This window comes from Streptomyces venezuelae ATCC 10712, from assembly GCF_008639165.1.
Lineage (GTDB): Bacteria > Actinomycetota > Actinomycetes > Streptomycetales > Streptomycetaceae > Streptomyces > Streptomyces venezuelae.
On sequence record NZ_CP029197.1, the window covers coordinates 4,665,169 to 4,681,373 of the forward strand.

General features: G+C 72.5%; 18 protein-coding genes and 1 tRNA gene. 15 read left to right on the forward strand and 4 right to left on the reverse strand.

What is annotated here, in order from left to right; genetic code table 11:
* Positions 1-45 precede the first annotated feature (45 nt).
* From DEJ43_RS21555 to DEJ43_RS21620, 14 genes are all read left to right on the forward strand, one after another.
* Positions 46-474, forward strand: a complete 429-nt coding sequence (locus DEJ43_RS21555; protein ID WP_015035505.1) for an NADH-quinone oxidoreductase subunit A — start codon at positions 46-48, stop codon at positions 472-474.
* Positions 465-1,046 (forward strand): NADH-quinone oxidoreductase subunit B, encoded by a 582-nt coding sequence (locus tag DEJ43_RS21560; protein WP_015035506.1) that lies wholly within the window; start codon positions 465-467, stop codon positions 1,044-1,046. Before DEJ43_RS21555 ends, DEJ43_RS21560 begins: the two co-directional genes overlap by 10 nt.
* Entirely contained in the window at positions 1,043-2,584 is a 1,542-nt protein-coding gene (locus tag DEJ43_RS21565; RefSeq protein ID WP_015035507.1) for an NADH-quinone oxidoreductase subunit C, read from the forward strand. The genes DEJ43_RS21560 and DEJ43_RS21565 overlap by 4 nt, the downstream gene beginning before the upstream one ends.
* A complete protein-coding gene (locus tag DEJ43_RS21570) occupies positions 2,581-3,549 on the forward strand; it encodes a complex I subunit 1/NuoH family protein (RefSeq protein WP_015035508.1) in 969 nt (322 codons plus the stop codon). Before DEJ43_RS21565 ends, DEJ43_RS21570 begins: the two co-directional genes overlap by 4 nt.
* A complete protein-coding gene (locus DEJ43_RS21575; RefSeq protein ID WP_015035509.1) occupies positions 3,549-4,109 on the forward strand; it encodes a NuoI/complex I 23 kDa subunit family protein in 561 nt (186 codons plus the stop codon). The genes DEJ43_RS21570 and DEJ43_RS21575 overlap by 1 nt, the downstream gene beginning before the upstream one ends.
* The gene (locus DEJ43_RS21580) at positions 4,106-4,654 is read left to right on the forward strand and encodes an NADH-quinone oxidoreductase subunit J family protein (protein WP_015035510.1); all 549 of its coding nucleotides are present in this window, start codon (positions 4,106-4,108) and stop codon (positions 4,652-4,654) included. The genes DEJ43_RS21575 and DEJ43_RS21580 overlap by 4 nt, the downstream gene beginning before the upstream one ends.
* Entirely contained in the window at positions 4,654-5,043 is a 390-nt protein-coding gene (gene nuoK / locus DEJ43_RS21585; protein ID WP_015035511.1) for an NADH-quinone oxidoreductase subunit NuoK, read from the forward strand. The genes DEJ43_RS21580 and nuoK overlap by 1 nt, the downstream gene beginning before the upstream one ends.
* Complete coding sequence (locus tag DEJ43_RS21590; protein WP_015035512.1) at positions 5,040-7,019, forward strand: NADH-quinone oxidoreductase subunit 5 family protein; 1,980 nt, start codon at positions 5,040-5,042, stop codon at positions 7,017-7,019. Before nuoK ends, DEJ43_RS21590 begins: the two co-directional genes overlap by 4 nt.
* A gap of 27 nt (positions 7,020-7,046) precedes the next feature.
* The gene (locus DEJ43_RS21595) at positions 7,047-8,600 is read left to right on the forward strand and encodes a complex I subunit 4 family protein (protein ID WP_041662765.1); all 1,554 of its coding nucleotides are present in this window, start codon (positions 7,047-7,049) and stop codon (positions 8,598-8,600) included.
* Complete coding sequence (locus DEJ43_RS21600; protein WP_015035514.1) at positions 8,597-10,090, forward strand: NADH-quinone oxidoreductase subunit N; 1,494 nt, start codon at positions 8,597-8,599, stop codon at positions 10,088-10,090. The genes DEJ43_RS21595 and DEJ43_RS21600 overlap by 4 nt, the downstream gene beginning before the upstream one ends.
* A 36-nt stretch (positions 10,091-10,126) precedes the next feature.
* On the forward strand, positions 10,127-10,582 hold the full coding sequence (gene mscL, locus DEJ43_RS21605) for a large conductance mechanosensitive channel protein MscL (protein ID WP_015035515.1): 456 nt from the start codon (positions 10,127-10,129) through the stop codon (positions 10,580-10,582).
* A gap of 163 nt (positions 10,583-10,745) precedes the next feature.
* The gene (gene htpX, locus DEJ43_RS21610) at positions 10,746-11,609 is read left to right on the forward strand and encodes a zinc metalloprotease HtpX (RefSeq protein WP_015035516.1); all 864 of its coding nucleotides are present in this window, start codon (positions 10,746-10,748) and stop codon (positions 11,607-11,609) included.
* The gene (locus DEJ43_RS21615; RefSeq protein ID WP_015035517.1) at positions 11,606-12,019 is read left to right on the forward strand and encodes a YccF domain-containing protein; all 414 of its coding nucleotides are present in this window, start codon (positions 11,606-11,608) and stop codon (positions 12,017-12,019) included. Before htpX ends, DEJ43_RS21615 begins: the two co-directional genes overlap by 4 nt.
* Before the next feature lie 8 nt (positions 12,020-12,027).
* Positions 12,028-13,047 (forward strand): barstar family protein, encoded by a 1,020-nt coding sequence (locus DEJ43_RS21620; protein WP_015035518.1) that lies wholly within the window; start codon positions 12,028-12,030, stop codon positions 13,045-13,047.
* On the opposite strand, the gene DEJ43_RS21625 is transcribed toward DEJ43_RS21620, so the two are convergent.
* The 4 genes from DEJ43_RS21625 to DEJ43_RS21640 form a co-directional block, all read right to left on the reverse strand.
* Positions 13,013-14,251, reverse strand: a complete 1,239-nt coding sequence (locus DEJ43_RS21625) for an APC family permease (RefSeq protein ID WP_015035519.1) — start codon at positions 14,249-14,251, stop codon at positions 13,013-13,015. The genes DEJ43_RS21620 and DEJ43_RS21625 overlap by 35 nt on opposite strands.
* A 10-nt stretch (positions 14,252-14,261) precedes the next feature.
* Positions 14,262-14,885 carry an alpha-ketoglutarate-dependent dioxygenase AlkB family protein gene (locus DEJ43_RS21630; protein WP_015035520.1) on the reverse strand — a complete coding sequence of 208 codons (624 nt, stop codon included), beginning with the start codon at positions 14,883-14,885 and terminating at the stop codon, positions 14,262-14,264.
* Positions 14,882-15,388, reverse strand: a complete 507-nt coding sequence (locus tag DEJ43_RS21635; RefSeq protein WP_015035521.1) for a methylated-DNA--[protein]-cysteine S-methyltransferase — start codon at positions 15,386-15,388, stop codon at positions 14,882-14,884. The genes DEJ43_RS21630 and DEJ43_RS21635 overlap by 4 nt, the downstream gene beginning before the upstream one ends.
* 64 nt (positions 15,389-15,452) lie before the next feature.
* Positions 15,453-15,944, reverse strand: coding sequence for a YajQ family cyclic di-GMP-binding protein (locus DEJ43_RS21640; protein WP_015035522.1), 492 nt, complete (start codon positions 15,942-15,944; stop codon positions 15,453-15,455).
* A gap of 170 nt (positions 15,945-16,114) precedes the next feature.
* Between DEJ43_RS21640 and DEJ43_RS21645 the strand changes: the two genes are divergently transcribed.
* Positions 16,115-16,196: transfer RNA gene (locus DEJ43_RS21645), tRNA-Tyr, on the forward strand.
* Positions 16,197-16,205 lie beyond the last annotated feature (9 nt).

The window sequence follows — 16,205 nt, forward strand, 5'->3', positions numbered from 1 at the left end:
GTCCCTTTAGCAGGGCCTAGACTCGCGTCCGTACAGAAGTGACACATGAGACACCGAGACCGAGGGGCGGACGTGCGGGAACCGACCGTTGTCGCGGCCGACGCGGCGGACTACTTCCAGACGTACTCCGTCGTCGGCCTGCTCGCCGTCGTCGGCGTGCTCTTCGTCGCCGTGGCGTTCGGCGCGGGCCGGCTGCTGAGGCCCGTCGTGCCGACGCCCGAGAAGCTCATGACGTACGAGTGCGGAGTCGACCCCGTGGGGGAGGGCTGGGCGCACACCCAGGTCCGCTACTACGTGTACGCCTTCCTCTACGTCATCTTCGCCGTCGACTCGATCTTCCTCTTCCCCTGGGCGACGGTCTTCGCCGCGCCCGGCTACGGCGCCACGACCCTGGTCGAGATGTTCGTCTTCCTCGGCTTCCTGGCCGTGGGGCTGCTCTACGCGTACAAGAAGGGCGTCCTGTCATGGACGTAACACCCACGCCCACCCCCCTGCCCGCCCCGAAGCTGGGCCCGCTGGCCCGCCTGGCCCCCGAGCCGATGAAGGTGGTCCTGAACTGGGGCCGCCGCTACAGCCTCTGGGTCTTCAACTTCGGGCTCGCGTGCTGCGCGATCGAGTTCATCGCCGCGTCGATGGCACGGCACGACTTCATCCGGCTCGGCGTGATCCCGTTCGCGCCCGGCCCGCGCCAGGCCGACCTCATGATCGTCTCCGGCACGGTGACGGACAAGATGGCGCCGGCGGTGAAGCGGCTGTACGAACAGATGCCGGAGCCGAAGTACGTCATCTCCTTCGGCGCCTGCTCCAACTGCGGCGGCCCCTACTGGGACTCGTACTCGGTCACCAAGGGCGTCGACCAGATCATCCCCGTCGACGTGTACGTGCCGGGCTGCCCGCCGCGCCCCGAAGCGCTGCTCCAGGGCATCCTCAAGCTCCAGGAGAAGATCGCGCGCGAAAGCCTCGCCGAGCGGTACGCGACGACCGGCGGCGCGTCGGTCGCCCAGCTCACGAGCCCGCTGGTCGAGCGCCCGGGAGCCCAGGCATGACGACCCCCGGCTCCCTCCACGACTCCCTTCCCGGCTCCGTGACCGACCTCTTCGGCGAGGAGGCGACGGCGGAGCAGGCGTACGACCTGCTGACCGTCGACGTGCCGCCGGCGTCCTGGATCGCCGCGCTCGAAACCGCCCGCGACACCCTCGGCTGCACCTACTTCGACTGGCTGAGCGCCGTCGACGAACCGGGCACCGGCTTCCGCGTCTGCGCGCACGTGGTGGCGCTGGGGGAGGGCCGCCCGCGCCGCCTCCTCGTCCGTACGACCGTCCCGCACGCGGCACCCGTCCTGCCCACCGCGATCGGGGTGTACGCCGGTGCGGGCTGGCACGAGCGCGAGACCGCCGAGATGTTCGGCGTCGACTTCACCGGCCACCCGCACCTGGTGCCGCTGCTCCTCCCGGAGAACTTCGAGGGCCACCCGCTGCGCAAGGACTTCGTCCTGGCGGCGCGGGTCGCCAAGGCGTGGCCGGGCGCGAAGGAGCCGGGCGAGTCCCACGACGGCGGCGGCCCGAAGCGCCGCCAGATGCTGCCGCCGGGCGTCCCGGACCCCAACGAGTGGGGCCCCCTGAAGGGCCAGCTCCCCCCGGCCCCGACCCGCCCGACCCGAGCCGCCGCGGGCGACCGCCCACCCCGCCGCACCCGCACGGCATCGGAAGGCTCAGCGACCCAGCCGCCGGACCCGACGACCCCACCGCGCCGCGCCCGCTCGGCGTCGGAGGGCTCGGTGAGCCAGTCGGCGCCGGAGACGGGCCCCGCGGCTGCCGCCGCGAGCCAGGCGCCCGCGTCGGGTCCGGACGCGTCGGCGGAGACCCCGCCGACGGCGGCCCGTCCGCCTCGGCGTACCCGCTCGGCGTCGGACGGCTCGGTGAGCCAGTCGGCACCGGAGACGGGCCCTGCGGCCGCCCCCGCGAGCCAGGAGCCCGTGTCGGGCCCGGATGCGCCGACGGACACCCCGCCGACGGCGGCCCGTCCGCCTCGGCGTACCCGCTCGGCGTCGGACGGCTCGGTGAGCCAGTCCGCGCCGGACGGCCCCCGCGCGGCCGCCGCCCCGCGCACCCGCAGCTCGGACGCCCCCTGGCACCACGCGGTCCCGGCCTTCGAAGAGAAGCCCGCCGCCCAGGAGCCCAGCGCGACTCCGGCACCCGAGCCCGCGCCGCCCACGGAGCAGCAGCCCGGCACCCCGGCCGACGCCGAACCCGGCGACACGCCCAGCAGCCCCGCCGACGCCGAGGCGGCCGCTCCGTCCTCCACCGAGCCGACGGGCGACGCCGAGTCCCCGGCCGGCCCCGCGCCGGAGGACTCCGGATCCGGCCCGGCGCCCGAGGCCGAGGCCCCGGCGGGCTCCGGGTCCGACCCCGCGCCGGACGCCGGGCCCCCGGCTGACTCCGGGCCCGCCCCGGCCGACCCCAACTCCGGCCAGGCACCCGACCCCGCGCCCCCGGCCGACCCCCAACCCCCAGCCGACACCCCGCCCCGCCGCCCCCGTGGCGGTACCGACCCCACCACCCCCGCCGGAGGCGATCCCGCGTGAACGACGTATTGGACGTCGCCCTCCGGCTGCTCGTCGTCTTCGCTGTGTTTCTCGTGCTGCCGCTCGTCGTCGGGCAGACCGAGCACAAGGTCATGGCTCACATGCAGGGCCGGCTCGGGCCCATGTACGCCGGTGGGTTCCACGGGTGGGCGCAGCTCGTCGCCGACGGGGTGAAGTTCGCGCAGAAGGAGGACGTGGTCCCCAGGGACGCGGACCGGCGGGTGTTCCAGCTCGCGCCGGCCGTCGCCCTCCTCCCGTACCTCCTCGTCCTCGTCGCGATCCCGATCGGCCCGAGCGAGGGCGCCGTCGGGCAGGTCGTCGACGCGGGGATCTTCTTCGTGCTGGCCGTGATGGGCGTCGGCGTGCTCGGCAGTCTCATGGCCGGCTGGGCCTCCGCGAACAAGTTCTCGCTGCTCGGCGGTCTGCGGACGGCCGCCCAGCTCCTCGCGTACGAGCTCCCGATGCTCCTCGCGGCCGCCTCCGTCGCGATGGCGGCCGGCACCGTCTCGCTGCCCGGCGTCCTCGACGCCTTCGAGTGGTGGTGGGTGCCCTGGCAGATCGTCGGCGCGCTGGTGTTCTTCACCGCCGGTCTCGCCGAACTCCAGCGGCCCCCGTTCGACATGCCGGTCGCCGACTCGGAGATCATCTTCGGCGCGTACACCGAGTACACCGGCCTCCGTTTCGCGCTGTTCCTGCTCGCCGAGTACGCGGGGATCGTCGTCCTGTGCGGTCTCACCACCGTCCTGTTCCTCGGCGGCTGGCACGGCCCCGGCGGCGCCGACGGCCTCGGCTGGGTGTGGACGCTGCTGAAGACCGCCGTCCTGGCCTTCGTCGTGATCTGGCTGCGCGTGAGCTACCCCCGGCTCCGTGAGGACCAGCTCCAGAAGCTCGCCTGGACGACCCTCGTTCCGCTCGCGCTCGCGCAGATCGCGCTCACCGGCATCGTGAAGGTGGCGATCCAGTAATGCCTCCCATCCCCGGCTCGGGCCTCGCGAAGGGCCTCGCCGTCACCCTCCGCACGATGACGAAGAAGACCGTCACCGCGCAGTATCCGGACGTCCAGCCCGAGCTTCCGCCCCGTACTCGCGGTGTCATCGGACTGTTCGAGGAGAACTGCACGGTCTGCATGCTGTGCGCCCGCGAGTGCCCCGACTGGTGCATCTACATCGACTCCCACAAGGAGACGGTGCCGGCGGCCGTCCCCGGCGGCCGTGAGCGCAGCCGGAACGTCCTCGACCGTTTCGCCATCGACTTCTCGCTCTGCATGTACTGCGGCATCTGCATCGAGGTGTGTCCGTTCGACGCGCTGTTCTGGTCGCCCGAGTTCGAGTACGCGGAGACCGACATCCACGAGCTGACCCATGAGCGCGACAAGCTCCGCGAGTGGATGTGGACGGTTCCCGAACCGCCCGCGCTCGACCCGCACGCGGAGGAGCCGAAGGAGATCGCGGCCGCCCGCAAGGCGGCGGAGAAGGCCGCGGCCCAGGCCGAAGCCGAGGCCCGGACCCAGGAGGGTCAGCAGTGAACCTCGCCGCAGCCGGCCACGGCTTCCTGTCGCCCACCGGCGTCGAGATCGCCTTCCTCCTCGTCGGCCTCGTCACCCTCGGCGCCGCCCTCGTGACCGTCACCACCCGGCAGCTGGTGCACGCCGCCCTCTGGCTGGTGGTCGCGCTCGGCGGCCTCGCCGTCGAGTACCTGCTCCTGACGGCCGAGTTCATCGCCTGGGTCCAGGTCCTGATCTACGTCGGTTCCGTCGTCGTCCTCCTCCTCTTCGGGCTCATGCTCACCAAGGCCCCCATCGGCCGCTCCCCGGACGCCGACTCCCGCAACAAGCCCGTGGCGGTCGCCGTCGCGCTCGCCGCCGCGGCCGCCCTCGTCTGGGTCGTCGTCGACGCGTTCCGTACGACCTGGATCGACCTCGACGGGGCCGTGCAGGGCTCCACCAAGGTGTCCGGCGAGATCCTCTTCCGGCACTGGGTGCTGCCGTTCGAGGCGCTGTCCGTCCTCCTTCTGGCCGCCCTGGTCGGCGCCATCGTGCTGTCCCGGAAGAAGAAGGAGGGGCAGCGCTGATGCACCTCGTCTACCCGGCCGTCCTCGCCGCTCTCCTCTTCGCCATCGGCGTGTACGGCGTCCTCGCCCGCCGCAACGCGATCCTGGTCCTGATGTCCGTCGAGCTGATGCTCAACGCCGTCAACCTCAACCTGGTCGCCTTCGACGTCTGGCTCCGTGACACCCTCCACGCCGGCCAGGCCCTCACCCTCTTCACCATCGCCGTCGCCGCCGCGGAGATCGGCATCGGCCTCGCGATCGTCCTGATGGTCCACCGCAACCGGGGCACCTCGGACGTCGACCGGCTCCGGGACACGGCCGAGCCGCCGCAGCCCTGGGACACCGCGGCCGAGGACGGTACGACCATCGACGACACGCCCACCGGCGAGAAGGCCGAGGCCACCGCGTGACCACCACGACCCTCGCCGTCCTCGTCCCCCTCCTTCCCTTCCTCGGCTCCGTCGCCGGACTGCTCCTCGGCCGCACCGCGCCCGGCTTCGTCCGCCCGCTCGCGGTGCTGCCGACGCTCGCGGCCGCCGTCCTCGCCGTCGTCGTCGCCGTGGATCAGGGCGGCGAGAAGCTGATCAGCGCGGCCACGGAGCTCACGCCGACCGGCTCGGTCCCCATCTACCTGAGCCTCCACATCGACGGCTTCGCCGCCCTCGTCGCCGTCCTCGTCGGCGTCGTCGCCACCTGTGTGCAGATCTACTCGACCGGCTACCTCCGCGAGGACCCGCGCTACCCCTCGTACGCCGCGCTCGTCTCCCTCTTCACCTCCGCGATGCTGCTCGTCGTCTACTCCGGCGACCTGATGGTGCTGCTGGTCGGCTGGGAGATCATGGGCATCTGCTCGTACTTCCTCGTCGGCCACTACTGGGAGACCCCCGAGGCGCGGGCCGCCTCCCTGAAGGCCTTCCTCGTCACCAAGCTCGGTGACGTCCCCTTCCTCATCGGTCTCTTCGCGCTCGCCGCCGACGCCGGCACCTTCCGGATCTCGGGGGTCCTCGGCGCCGTCGCGGCCGGCGGGCTCGACCACCCCACGCTGATCGCGCTGCTGCTGCTCGCCGGCGTGGCGGGCAAGTCGGCGCAGTTCCCGCTGCACACCTGGCTCCCGGACGCCATGGCCGGCCCCACCCCCGTCTCCGCGCTCATCCACGCGGCGACGATGGTCGCCGCCGGCATCTACTTCACTGCCCGGCTCCTCCCGGTCTTCGCCGCCTCCGCGGCCGCGATGACCGTGCTCGCCGTGATGGCCGCGGTGACGATGGTCGGCTCGGCGCTCGCCGCGCTCGCCCAGGACGACATCAAGCGGGTCCTCGCCTACTCGACGATCGGCCAGCTCGGCTACATGGCCGGCGCCCTCGCCGTCGGCGACCGCGGGTCCGCCGTCTTCCACCTCCTCTCGCACGCCGCGTTCAAGGCACTGCTGTTCCTCGCCGCCGGCACGGTCATCCACGCCGCCGGTACGAACTCGCTGACCGCGATGTCCCGCATGAGCGGCCTCGCGAAGCGCGTCCCGGACGCCTTCTGGACGATGACCGTCGCCCTGCTCGCGCTCGCCGCGATCCCGCCCTTCGCCGGCTTCTTCTCCAAGGAAGCCGTCCTGGTGGCCGCCGAGCACACCGCGCTCGGGGAGCGGACCGTCGCCCCCGCCGGGGCGGGCTGGACCGTCCTCGTCGCCGGTCTGCTGACCGCGCTGCTCACCGCCGCGTACGCCCTCCGCCTCTGGCTGCGGACCTTCCGCGGCCGCGGCGCCGAGGCCCCCGACCACGGTCGTCAGCCGATCGCCATGACGTCCGTCCTGTGGGTGCTCGCGATCCCCTCCCTCGGTTTCGGTCTCTCCGTCACCTCCCTCGACGACTGGTTCGACGGGAACGACCTCACCCCGACCGTCACCACGGCCGTCCTCGGTACCGGCCTCGCCGCCGCCGGGGCCGTGATCACCTACGCGGTCTGGCGCACCCTCGCCGCCCGCACCCCGGTCACGGCGCCCGTCCCGCACGTCGCCCACCCGGACGCCGACGCGGGTCTGGTCGAGGCCGAGGCGCTGCACCTGCCGCGCCCCGCCGAGGACCCGGCCGACCCCGGCCGCGCACTCCTCGGTCCGCTGCACGGCCCGGCCGTCGACGGCTTCCGCCTGGACGCCGTCTACCGGACGGCGTTCGTCCGCCCCGTCCTCGCCGCCGCCTCCCTGGTCCGCTTCCTGGACCGCGAGGTCGTCGACACCTACGTCCGCGCCGCGGGCAGCTCGGCCAAGGGCCTCGGCTGGCTCGTCCGCCGCGCCCAGACCGGCAACGTGCAGACCTATCTCAGCGCCCTGCTCGCCGGCTCCGTCGTCCTGGCGATCGTCGCCGTCGCCCTCGCCAACGCCGCCGCCGGAGCGTGAGCCGTGATCGATATCAGCGAATCCGTGATGCAGTTCCTTCTGGCGTTGATCGTCGCCGGGCCGCTCGTCGGCGCGGCCGCCGCACTCCTCCCGGCCCCGCCGGGGCTGAAGGGGACGTCCCCGGACCAGGCCGTGCTCCGCCACGGCGTCGTCGTCACCGGCGTGATCCTGCTCGCCGCGATCGTCCTCGCGGTCGGCTTCGACCACGACCAGCCCTCGACGATGCAGGCCACGACCGACATCACGTGGATCAAGGCGCTCGACGTGCGCATCCACCTCGGCGTCGACGGCATTTCCCTCCCCCTCCTGGTCCTGACCGCGCTGCTGACCTTCCTCTGCGCGCTGTACAGCTACTTCAAGATGCCCGCCGGGCCCTCCCCCAAGGGCTTCGTCGCGCTGCTCCTCGTCCTGGAGTCCGGGACCCTCGCGACCTTCGCCGTCCTCGACCTGGTGCTGTTCTTCCTGGCCTTCGAGATGGTCCTCATCCCGATGTACTTCCTCATCGCCCGCTGGGGCGGCGAGGGCAAGCAGGCCGCGGCCTGGAAGTTCATCCTCTACACGCTGCTCGGCTCCGTCGTCATGCTGCTCGGCCTGCTCCTCATCGGCGTGAAGGCGGGCACGTTCGACATGGTGGCACTGGCCACTGACAACGGCCGTGGCCTCACCACGTCCGTGCAGGTCATCGCCGTTCTCGCGATCGGGATCGGGCTCGCGGTGAAGACCCCGATGTGGCCGCTGCACAGCTGGCTCCCGGACGCCCACACCGCCGCCCCGACGGTCGGCTCGGTCCTCCTCGCCGGCGTGCTCCTGAAGATGGGCACGTACGGCTTCGTCCGGATCGTCCTGCCGATCGCCCCCGACGGCATGCGGACCTTCGCGCCCTCCCTCGCCGCCTTCGCCGTCGCCGGGATCATCTACGGGTCGCTCGCCTGCCTCGCCCTCGCCCGGCCCGGCAACAAGGGCGACCTCAAGCGCCTCATCGCGTACTCCTCCGTCGGCCACATGGGCTTCGTGCTCCTCGGCATCGCCACCATGACCCCCACCGGCGTCAACGGCGCCCTCTTCGCCAACGTCGCCCACGGCCTCGTCACCGGCCTGCTCTTCTTCCTGGTCGGCGCCGTCAAGGACCGGTACGGCACCGCCGACCTCGACACCCTCGCCGGAGCCACCGGCGCCGCCCTCTACGGCCGCGCCCCCCGCCTCGGCGCCCTCCTCGCCTTCGCCGCCGTCGCCTCCCTCGGCCTGCCCGGCCTGGCCGGCTTCTGGGGCGAGATGCTGGCCCTGTTCGGCGCCTTCGACCCCGCCGAGGGCCTCAGCCGCCCCGCCTTCCTCACCTTCATGGCGATCGGCGCCTTCGGCACCCTCCTCACCGCGGCCTACCTCCTGCTCGTCGTCCGCCGCGTCTGCATGGGCGGCCCCCGGCCCGCCGGGGAGACCCCGATCGCCGACGTCCAGGGGTACGAGTTCGCCGCCTGGACCCCGCTCGTCGCCCTCACCGTCCTCGCCGGACTCTGGCCCGCGGTCCTCCTCGGCCTCACCGACCCGGCCGTCCAGAAGCTCCTCGCCGGAGGCACCCAGTGACGTCGTCGCTCGTCCAGTCCGTCGACTGGCTCACGATCGCGCCCCCGACCCTGACGGCCGTGGTCGCCCTCGTCGTGCTCGTCGCGGACCTGTTCGTCCCCGAGGAGCGCAAGCGGCTCCTCGGCTGGACCGCGATCGCCGGCCTCGTCGCCGCCCTCGGCCTCCTCGTCCCGCTGCGCGCCGGCGACCGCTCCACCTTCTGCCTCACCGCCGACACCCAGGTCGCCGCGTGCAGTTACACGGCCGACCACTTCACCCTCGTCATCCAGCTCCTCGTGCTCGGCGGGGCGCTCCTGACGGCGCTGCTCTCGCTCACCGAGACGCGCGAGAAGCTCCCCGCGGGCGAGTTCTGGTTCCTGCTGCTCTCCTCGGCGGCCGGGGCGGCGCTGCTGCCCGCCTCGCGTGACCTCGCGACCCTCGTGGTCGCCCTGGAGGTGGCCTCGCTGCCCGCCTTCGCGCTCGTCGGGCTCAAGCGCGGCGACCGCATGTCCGGGGAGGCCGCGCTCAAGTTCTTCCTGTCCTCGGTGACCGCGACCGCGGTGACCCTGCTCGGCGTCAGCTTCGTGTACGCGGCGACCGGCACCCTCCACCTCACGGAGCTGGCCCAGCGCCTGGACGACGTGCCCGGCCAGCTCCAGACCCTCGCCGAGGCGGGCGTGGCCCTCACCCTCGTCGGCTTCGCCTTCAAGACGGCCGCCGTGCCCTTCCACTTCTGGGTGCCGGACACGTACGTCGGCGCGCCGCTGCCCGTCGCCGCCTACCTGTCGGTGGTCGGCAAGGCCGTCGGCTTCACCGGGCTGATCCTGGTGACGGTCGTCGCCTTCCCGTCGTACGCGGACGTGTGGGGGCCTGCGCTCGCCGCCCTGGCGGCGCTGACCATGACCGTCGGCAACGTCGCCGCGCTCCGGCAGCTGTCCACGCGCGCGTGGAGCGCGGTACGGCTGCTCGCCTGGTCCTCCGTCGCCCAGGCGGGCTATCTGCTGGTGCCGATCGCGGCGGCCGCGTACTCCAGCGACGACCAGATCGGCGCCACCGTCGCGTACGCGCTGATGTACGCGGTGGTGAACCTCGGCGCGTTCGCGGTCGTCGCGCTCGTGGCCCGCAGGCACCCGGAGAACCGGATCGCGGACTACCGGGGCCTGTACGCGGCGAGCCCGGCCGCCGCCCTCGCGCTCGGGTTCTTCCTCCTGAATCTGGCCGGTTTGCCCCCGGGTATCATCGGCCTCTTCGCCAAGGTGACCGTCTTCTCGGCGGCCGTCGACGCGGGCCTGGGCTGGCTGGCCGTGATCATGGGCGTGAACGTCGTGATCGCGCTGTACTACTACCTCCGCTGGACGGCGCTGCTGTTCCGTACGCCGGAGGGGGCGCCCGTCTCCCACCGGGCCCCCGCGCCGATCACCCTGGCGATCGTGCTGACCGCCGCCGCCGGAGTCGTGCTGTCGGGCTACCCGCAGCTCGCCCTCCGCTTCGCGGCGCAGAGCCTTTTCTGACCCCCCCCCACGAGCACAACCGAGGAGCTTCACCCCGTGCTGAACGGATTCAAGGACTTCATACTTCGCGGGAACGTCATCTCGATGGCCATCGGTCTGGCCGTCGGAACGGCGTTCACGGCGGTCGTCACCGGCTTCAGCAAGGCCTTCATCACCCCGCTCATCGGTCTCGCGACCGGCTCCGTCGGCAACTTCAACGACGCGCAGTTCCACGTCGGCAAGACGGTCTTCCCCTACGGTCTCGCGATCTCCGCGACCATCGCCTTCGTCATCACCGCCGCCGTCCTCTACTTCCTGATCGTCGCCCCGCTGGCGAAGGTCCAGGAGCGGTTCGCCAAGGAGGAGGCCGCCGACCCCAAGGCGGAGAAGCGCGACTGCCCCCGCTGCTTCACCGAGATCCCGGCCGTCGCCTCCCGCTGCGCCCACTGCACCAGCGAGGTCGAGCCCGTCGCGGCCCTCCTGGAGAAGATGGGCGTCCCGGCGCCCCGCTGACCCGCTCCGGGCCGTTCACCCGAACGGCCCACAGCGCCCCCCGTGCGGCCGGGGGAACCCGAACCTCCCGCCTGGCGTTGACCAGTACGGAAGGGTCCACTGGACGAGTGGAAATGACCACGAAGCAAAGGGTTCCCCTGCCGCACCACTTGGAGGGCGTACCGTGCACCGCCGGCACAACGGGCTGAGGACCGCCGTACTCCTCGGAGGGCTCTCGGCCCTCATCATCGTCATCGGCAGCTTCTTCGGGCGTACGGGGCTGATCGTCGCGCTGCTCGTGGCGCTTGGCACCAACGCGTACGCGTACTGGAACAGCGACAAGCTGGCGCTGCGGGCCATGCGGGCCCGCCCGGTCAGCGAGTTCGAGGCGCCCGCGCTGTACAAGATGGTGCGGGAGCTCTCCACGCAGGCCCGCCAGCCCATGCCCCGGCTCTACATCTCGCCGACCCAGGCGCCGAACGCGTTCGCGACCGGCCGCAACCCGCGGAACGCGGCGGTCTGCTGCACCGAGGGCATCCTCGCCATCCTCGACGAGCGCGAGCTGCGCGGGGTCATCGGCCACGAGCTGAGCCACGTCTACAACCGGGACATCCTGATCTCCTCGGTCGCCGGAGCGCTCGCCTCCGTGATCATGTTCCTGGTCAACTTCGCCTGGCTGATCCCGGTCGGCCGGTCCAACGACGACGAAGGCCCCGGACTGCTCGGGATGCTCCTGATCATGATCCTGGGACCGGTCGCCGCCTCGGTGATCCAGCTGGCCATCTCCCGCTCCCGGGAGTACGAGGCGGACGCCTCCGGAGCTCAGCTCACCGGCGACCCGCTCGCCCTGGCCAGCGCCCTGCGGAAGCTGGACGCCGGCACCAAGCAGCTGCCGCTGCCCCCCGAGCCCCGGATCGAGACCGCGAGCCACATGATGATCGCGAACCCCTTCGGGCCCGGGAAGGGCTTGTCCAAGATGTTCTCCACCCATCCGCCGATGGCCGAGCGCATCGCCCGGCTCGAACAGATGGCAGGTCGACGCCCGTGAAGACGATCCTCAACGTCATATGGCTGGTTCTCTGCGGATTCTGGATGTTCCTGGCCTACATGGTCGCGGGCCTCCTCCTCTGCATCACGATCATCGGCATCCCCTTCGGACTCGCCGCCTTCCGCATCGGGGTCTACGCCCTGTGGCCCTTCGGGCACACCGTCGTGGACCGCCCCGACGCCGGCGCGCCGTCCTGCGTCGGCAACGTCCTGTGGCTGATCCTGGCCGGCTGGTGGCTGGCGCTCGGCCACATCACCACCGGCATCGCCCTCTGCATCACGATCATCGGCATCCCGCTCGGCATCGCGAACTTCAAGCTGATCCCGGTGTCGCTGCTGCCGCTCGGAAAGGAGATCGTGCCCACCGACCGGCCGTACGCCGGGTACGGGGCCTACGGCCAGGGACGCTGAGGACACCCGTGCGGAACCCGAGGTACGCCCTGGTCTCCGGCCTGTACGCGGTCGCGCTCTGCAAGGACGTCGACGGCCTGTACGGGGACCCCGTCCCACCGCCCCGCGCCGTCCACGAGCTGCGCGGCTGCGAAGCGCGCGGGGACCTGGCCCGGGCCGTCACCCAGGCCGTCGTCGAGGGCTCGGCGCCGTTCGGCACGCTCCACGTCCAGACCCACGACGGCCTCGCCTGGCTCTTCGACGAGGTCCGCGTCCTCGGCGCGCGCGGCGACGTCGTCACCGTCGAGTCCTCGGGCGGCCCCCGCCGGGCCCACGGCACCCACGGCGCCTTCGCCTGCGGCAACCTGATCCGCGTCTCGCCCCCGGCACCGCCCGAGCGCACCCACACCGAGGTCACCTTCCGCGGCTGCTCCCCGCGCGGCGAACTCCGCGAGGCCCTGGCGGGCGGCGCGGAGGAGTTCGACGCCGTCCGCTACCAGGTGCTCACCTGGACCGGCAGCGTGCACCACGAGGGCGACGCGGGCCGCGTCACCGGCTGGGACGGCTCGCGCCTCGGCCACGGGCTGGTCGACCTCGCCGTGTCCTTCCCCCGGCAGGGCCTCATACCGCACCAGTCCCGGCAGGTCTGGGACCTGTGGCACCGCGACCGGCCCGCCGAGCCCGGCACCTGGCGGCGGTTCACCGGCGCGGCACGCGCCGAGTGGCTGAACCAGGCCGCCGGCCGGTCGTACGGCGCCCCGGACATCACCCCGGGGACCACGTACCACCTCGACGGGACCGACGTCACCGACGAGGACTCGTTGCTGTGCGCCCTCGGCGAGACGTTCTACGGCCCCGGCCGCAGCTTCGGCGTCGGGGCGCCCCGCGCGGTCGCCGAGCGGCTGGCCGGCACCACCCTGGTCTGGCACGACGCCGACGTGGCCCGCCGCTGCCTGGGCGTCCTGCCCTACGCCGACCGCCGCCCGGCGACCTTCCAGGAGTTCGTGGACGCCTTCAGGAGCGCGGGGGTACGGCTCGTCCTCGACTGACCGCCCAGGCCACCACGCCGGCCGCGACGACCCCCGACCCGGCGAGGACCGACCCGAGCGGCAGCGCGAACGCCAGCGCGGCGCACCCGGTGAAACCGAGAACGGCGAGCGGCCTGCGGGCGGGCCCCAGGGTCCAGGCGGAGGCGTTGGCGATGGCGTAGTAGACGAGCACCCCGAAGGACGAGAAGCCGATCGCGCCCCGCACGTCCGCGGTCGCCGCGACCGCGGCCACCACCGCGCCGACCGCGAGCTCCGCCCGGTGCGGCACCTGGAAGCGGTGGTGCACGACCGCGAGCGCCGTCGGCAGATAGGCGTCCCTGGCCATCGCCAGGGTCGTACGGGACACCCCGAGGATCAGAGAGAGCAGCGAGCCGAGGGCGGCGACGGCCGCGCCGACCGCGACCACCGGCACCAGCCAGCCGGCGCCCGCCGCGCGGGCCGCGTCCGTCAGCGGAGCGGCGGAGGCGGCCAGGGCCTCCGGGCCGAGGACGGTCAGCACGCCGACCGCGACGAGCACGTAGACGACGAGGGTGACGCCGAGCGCGATCGGCACGGCCCGGGGGATCGTCCGCGCCGGATCGCGGACCTCCTCGCCGAGCGTGGCGATCCTCGCGTACCCCGCGAATGCGAAGAAGAGCAAACCCGCGGCCTGGAGCACCCCACCCGCCGTGAGCTCCCCGCCGAACGTGACGGGGTTCGCGCCGCCGGCCCCCAGGAGCACCACGACGGCGGCGGCGAGCACCGCGAGGACCAGCGCCACGATCACCCGGGTGAGCAGCGCGGACTTCTGAACTCCCCGGTAGTTGACGGCCGTCAGGGCCACCACGGCGGCCACCGCCACCGCGTGCGGGTGCCCCGGCCACACGTACGCGCCGACGGTCAGCGCCATCGCCGCGCACGAGGCCGTCTTGCCCACCACGAACGCCCAGCCGGCCAGGTACCCCCAGAACGACCCGAGGCATTCGCGACCGTACACATATGTGCCGCCCGAACGGGGGTATCGGGCCGCGAGCCGCGCCGAGGCCATGGCGTTGCAGTACGCGACGAGGCCGGCGACCCCGAGCGCCACGAGCAGCCCGCCGCCGGACCCGGCGGCGTCCGCGGCGGGCCCGAGCGCGACGAAGATCCCGGCCCCGACCATGGCGCCGAGCCCGATCACGACCGCGTCGAACACACCGAAGGACCGGCGCAGCTCAGCGTTCATGCGCCGCAGCCTAGAGCCCCGTCTCCCGCAAGGTGATGTTGAGTCGTCCCGTGAGACCGAGGGCGGGGTCGGCGGTCCCGGGGAAGACCTTCGGCACCCCGTGGTGGACCCACCGCGATGCCCCGCCGAAGACGAACAGGTCACCGGAGGCCAGCTCGACGTCCTGGTACGGCCGGCCCCGGTTCTCCTCGTTGCCGAAGCGGAAGACGCACCGGTCCCCGAGGCTCAGCGACACCACCGGCGCACCCGAACGCTCCTCGCGGTCCTGGTGCATGCCCATCCGCGCCCCCGGCGCGTAGAAGTTCACGAGCGCCGTGTCGGGGGTGAACCCGCCGTGGTCCCCGTACGCCTCGACGAGCGCCTCCCGGCCCAGGGCGACGAGCCAGTCGGGCAACGGAACGCCGACGGCGTCGAGATACCGGTACGGCACCCACCGCCGGCCCAGACACAGCGACCGCACCGACATGACCCCGCCGCCGGGCAGCACCGTCTGACGGTACGGCAGCGGGCCCCGCCCCCACTCCCGGCAGGCGTCCACCAGCTCACGCTGACGCGCGGCCGGAAGCCAGCCGGGGACGTGCACCGCGCCGGGCGCGATAGTGGCCCGCTCGCGGGGGAAGAGCCCCTCGGTCACACCGGGGCCCCCTCCAGGCCGAGCAGCCGCTCCTTGCGGTCGAGCCCGGCGGCGTACCCGCGCAGCGCGCCGTCGGCTCCGACGACCCGGTGACAGGGCCGCACCACGAGCAGCGGGTTGCGTCCGATCGCGGTCCCCACGGCCCGCACACCCGCGCCCGGGGAGCCGACCCGCCGGGCGATCTCCCCGTACGAGACGGTCGTGCCGTACGGGATCTCCTCAAGCGCCGTCCAGACGCGCCGCTGGAACTCGGTCCCGGCCCCGGCGTCCAGCGGCAGGTCGAACCGGTCCCGCCGCCCGGCGAAGTACTCACCGAGCTGCCCGGCGACCTCGGCGAAGGCCTCGGGCGCGAGCGTCCAACCGTCCTCGACCTCGACGGCGCCCTTCTGCCCCGGCAGGGACAGCGAGCGCAGCACGGCACGGCCCCCTGCGGCGAGCCGCCCGACCAGCAGCATCTCGCCCAGGGGGCCGTCGACGTACGCGTACACGGTGGTGTCGTTCATGCCTCAAGTGTGCGCGGCCGACCCACCACCGGTCCGGCGGAATTCGGACACGAGCCTCGACGGGTCAGCGGTAGTTCACGAACTGGATCGCGAAGTCGAAGTCCTTGCCCTTGAGCAGCGCCTGCACGGCCTGCAGGTCGTCCCGGCTCTTCGAGCTGACCCGCAGCTCGTCGCCCTGGACCTGCGCCTTGACGCCCTTGGGGCCCTCGTCGCGGATGGCCTTCGCGACCTTCTTGGCGTTCTCCTGGGAGATGCCCTCGGTGACCGACGCGAAGAGCTTGTACTCCTTGCCGGACAGCTGCGGCTCACCCTCGACGTCCAGCGACTTCAGCGAGATGCCCCGCTTGATCAGCTTGGTCTGGAAGATGTCGAGGATCGCCATGACGCGCTCCTCGCCGTTCGCCTGCATGAGGATCTTCTCGCCCGACCACGAGATCGAGGCGTTGGTTCCCTTGAAGTCGTAGCGCTGCGAGATCTCCTTCACGGCCTGGTTGAGGGCGTTGTCGACCTCCTGCCGCTCGACCTTGGACACGATGTCGAAACTGGAGTCGGCCATGACTCGTGGCTCCTTGCTCGGATGCTTGGGGTACAGCCCAAAGCCTAGGGGGTGAGCCACGGCCCGAACCGCTGATCAATCCGGTGGCGAACCACCCCCCGGGATCAGGTATTGTTTACGTCGTTGCCACGGAACACCGCCGAAAAGCGGCTCCACGGCAGCGATCTCATGGCGATGTGCCCGAGTGGCCAATGGGAGCGGACTGTAAATCCGTCGGCTTAGCCTACCCAGGTTCGAATCCTGGCGTCGCCACGCGAAACG

Bases quoted from the DNA above. Each gene is read 5' to 3' on its own strand.
- DEJ43_RS21625 (WP_015035519.1), bottom strand. From the start codon at position 14,251: ATGAACGCTGAGCTGCGCCGGTCCTTCGGTGTGTTCGACGCGGTCGTG.
- DEJ43_RS21635 (WP_015035521.1), bottom strand. From the start codon at position 15,388: ATGAACGACACCACCGTGTACGCGTACGTCGACGGCCCCCTGGGCGAG.
- DEJ43_RS21565 (WP_015035507.1), top strand. From the start codon at position 1,043: ATGACGACCCCCGGCTCCCTCCACGACTCCCTTCCCGGCTCCGTGACC.
- nuoK (WP_015035511.1), top strand. From the start codon at position 4,654: ATGCACCTCGTCTACCCGGCCGTCCTCGCCGCTCTCCTCTTCGCCATC.
- DEJ43_RS21560 (WP_015035506.1), top strand. From the start codon at position 465: ATGGACGTAACACCCACGCCCACCCCCCTGCCCGCCCCGAAGCTGGGC.
- DEJ43_RS21640 (WP_015035522.1), bottom strand. From the start codon at position 15,944: ATGGCCGACTCCAGTTTCGACATCGTGTCCAAGGTCGAGCGGCAGGAG.
- DEJ43_RS21575 (WP_015035509.1), top strand. From the start codon at position 3,549: ATGCCTCCCATCCCCGGCTCGGGCCTCGCGAAGGGCCTCGCCGTCACC.
- DEJ43_RS21595 (WP_041662765.1), top strand. From the start codon at position 7,047: ATGCAGTTCCTTCTGGCGTTGATCGTCGCCGGGCCGCTCGTCGGCGCG.
- DEJ43_RS21555 (WP_015035505.1), top strand. From the start codon at position 46: ATGAGACACCGAGACCGAGGGGCGGACGTGCGGGAACCGACCGTTGTC.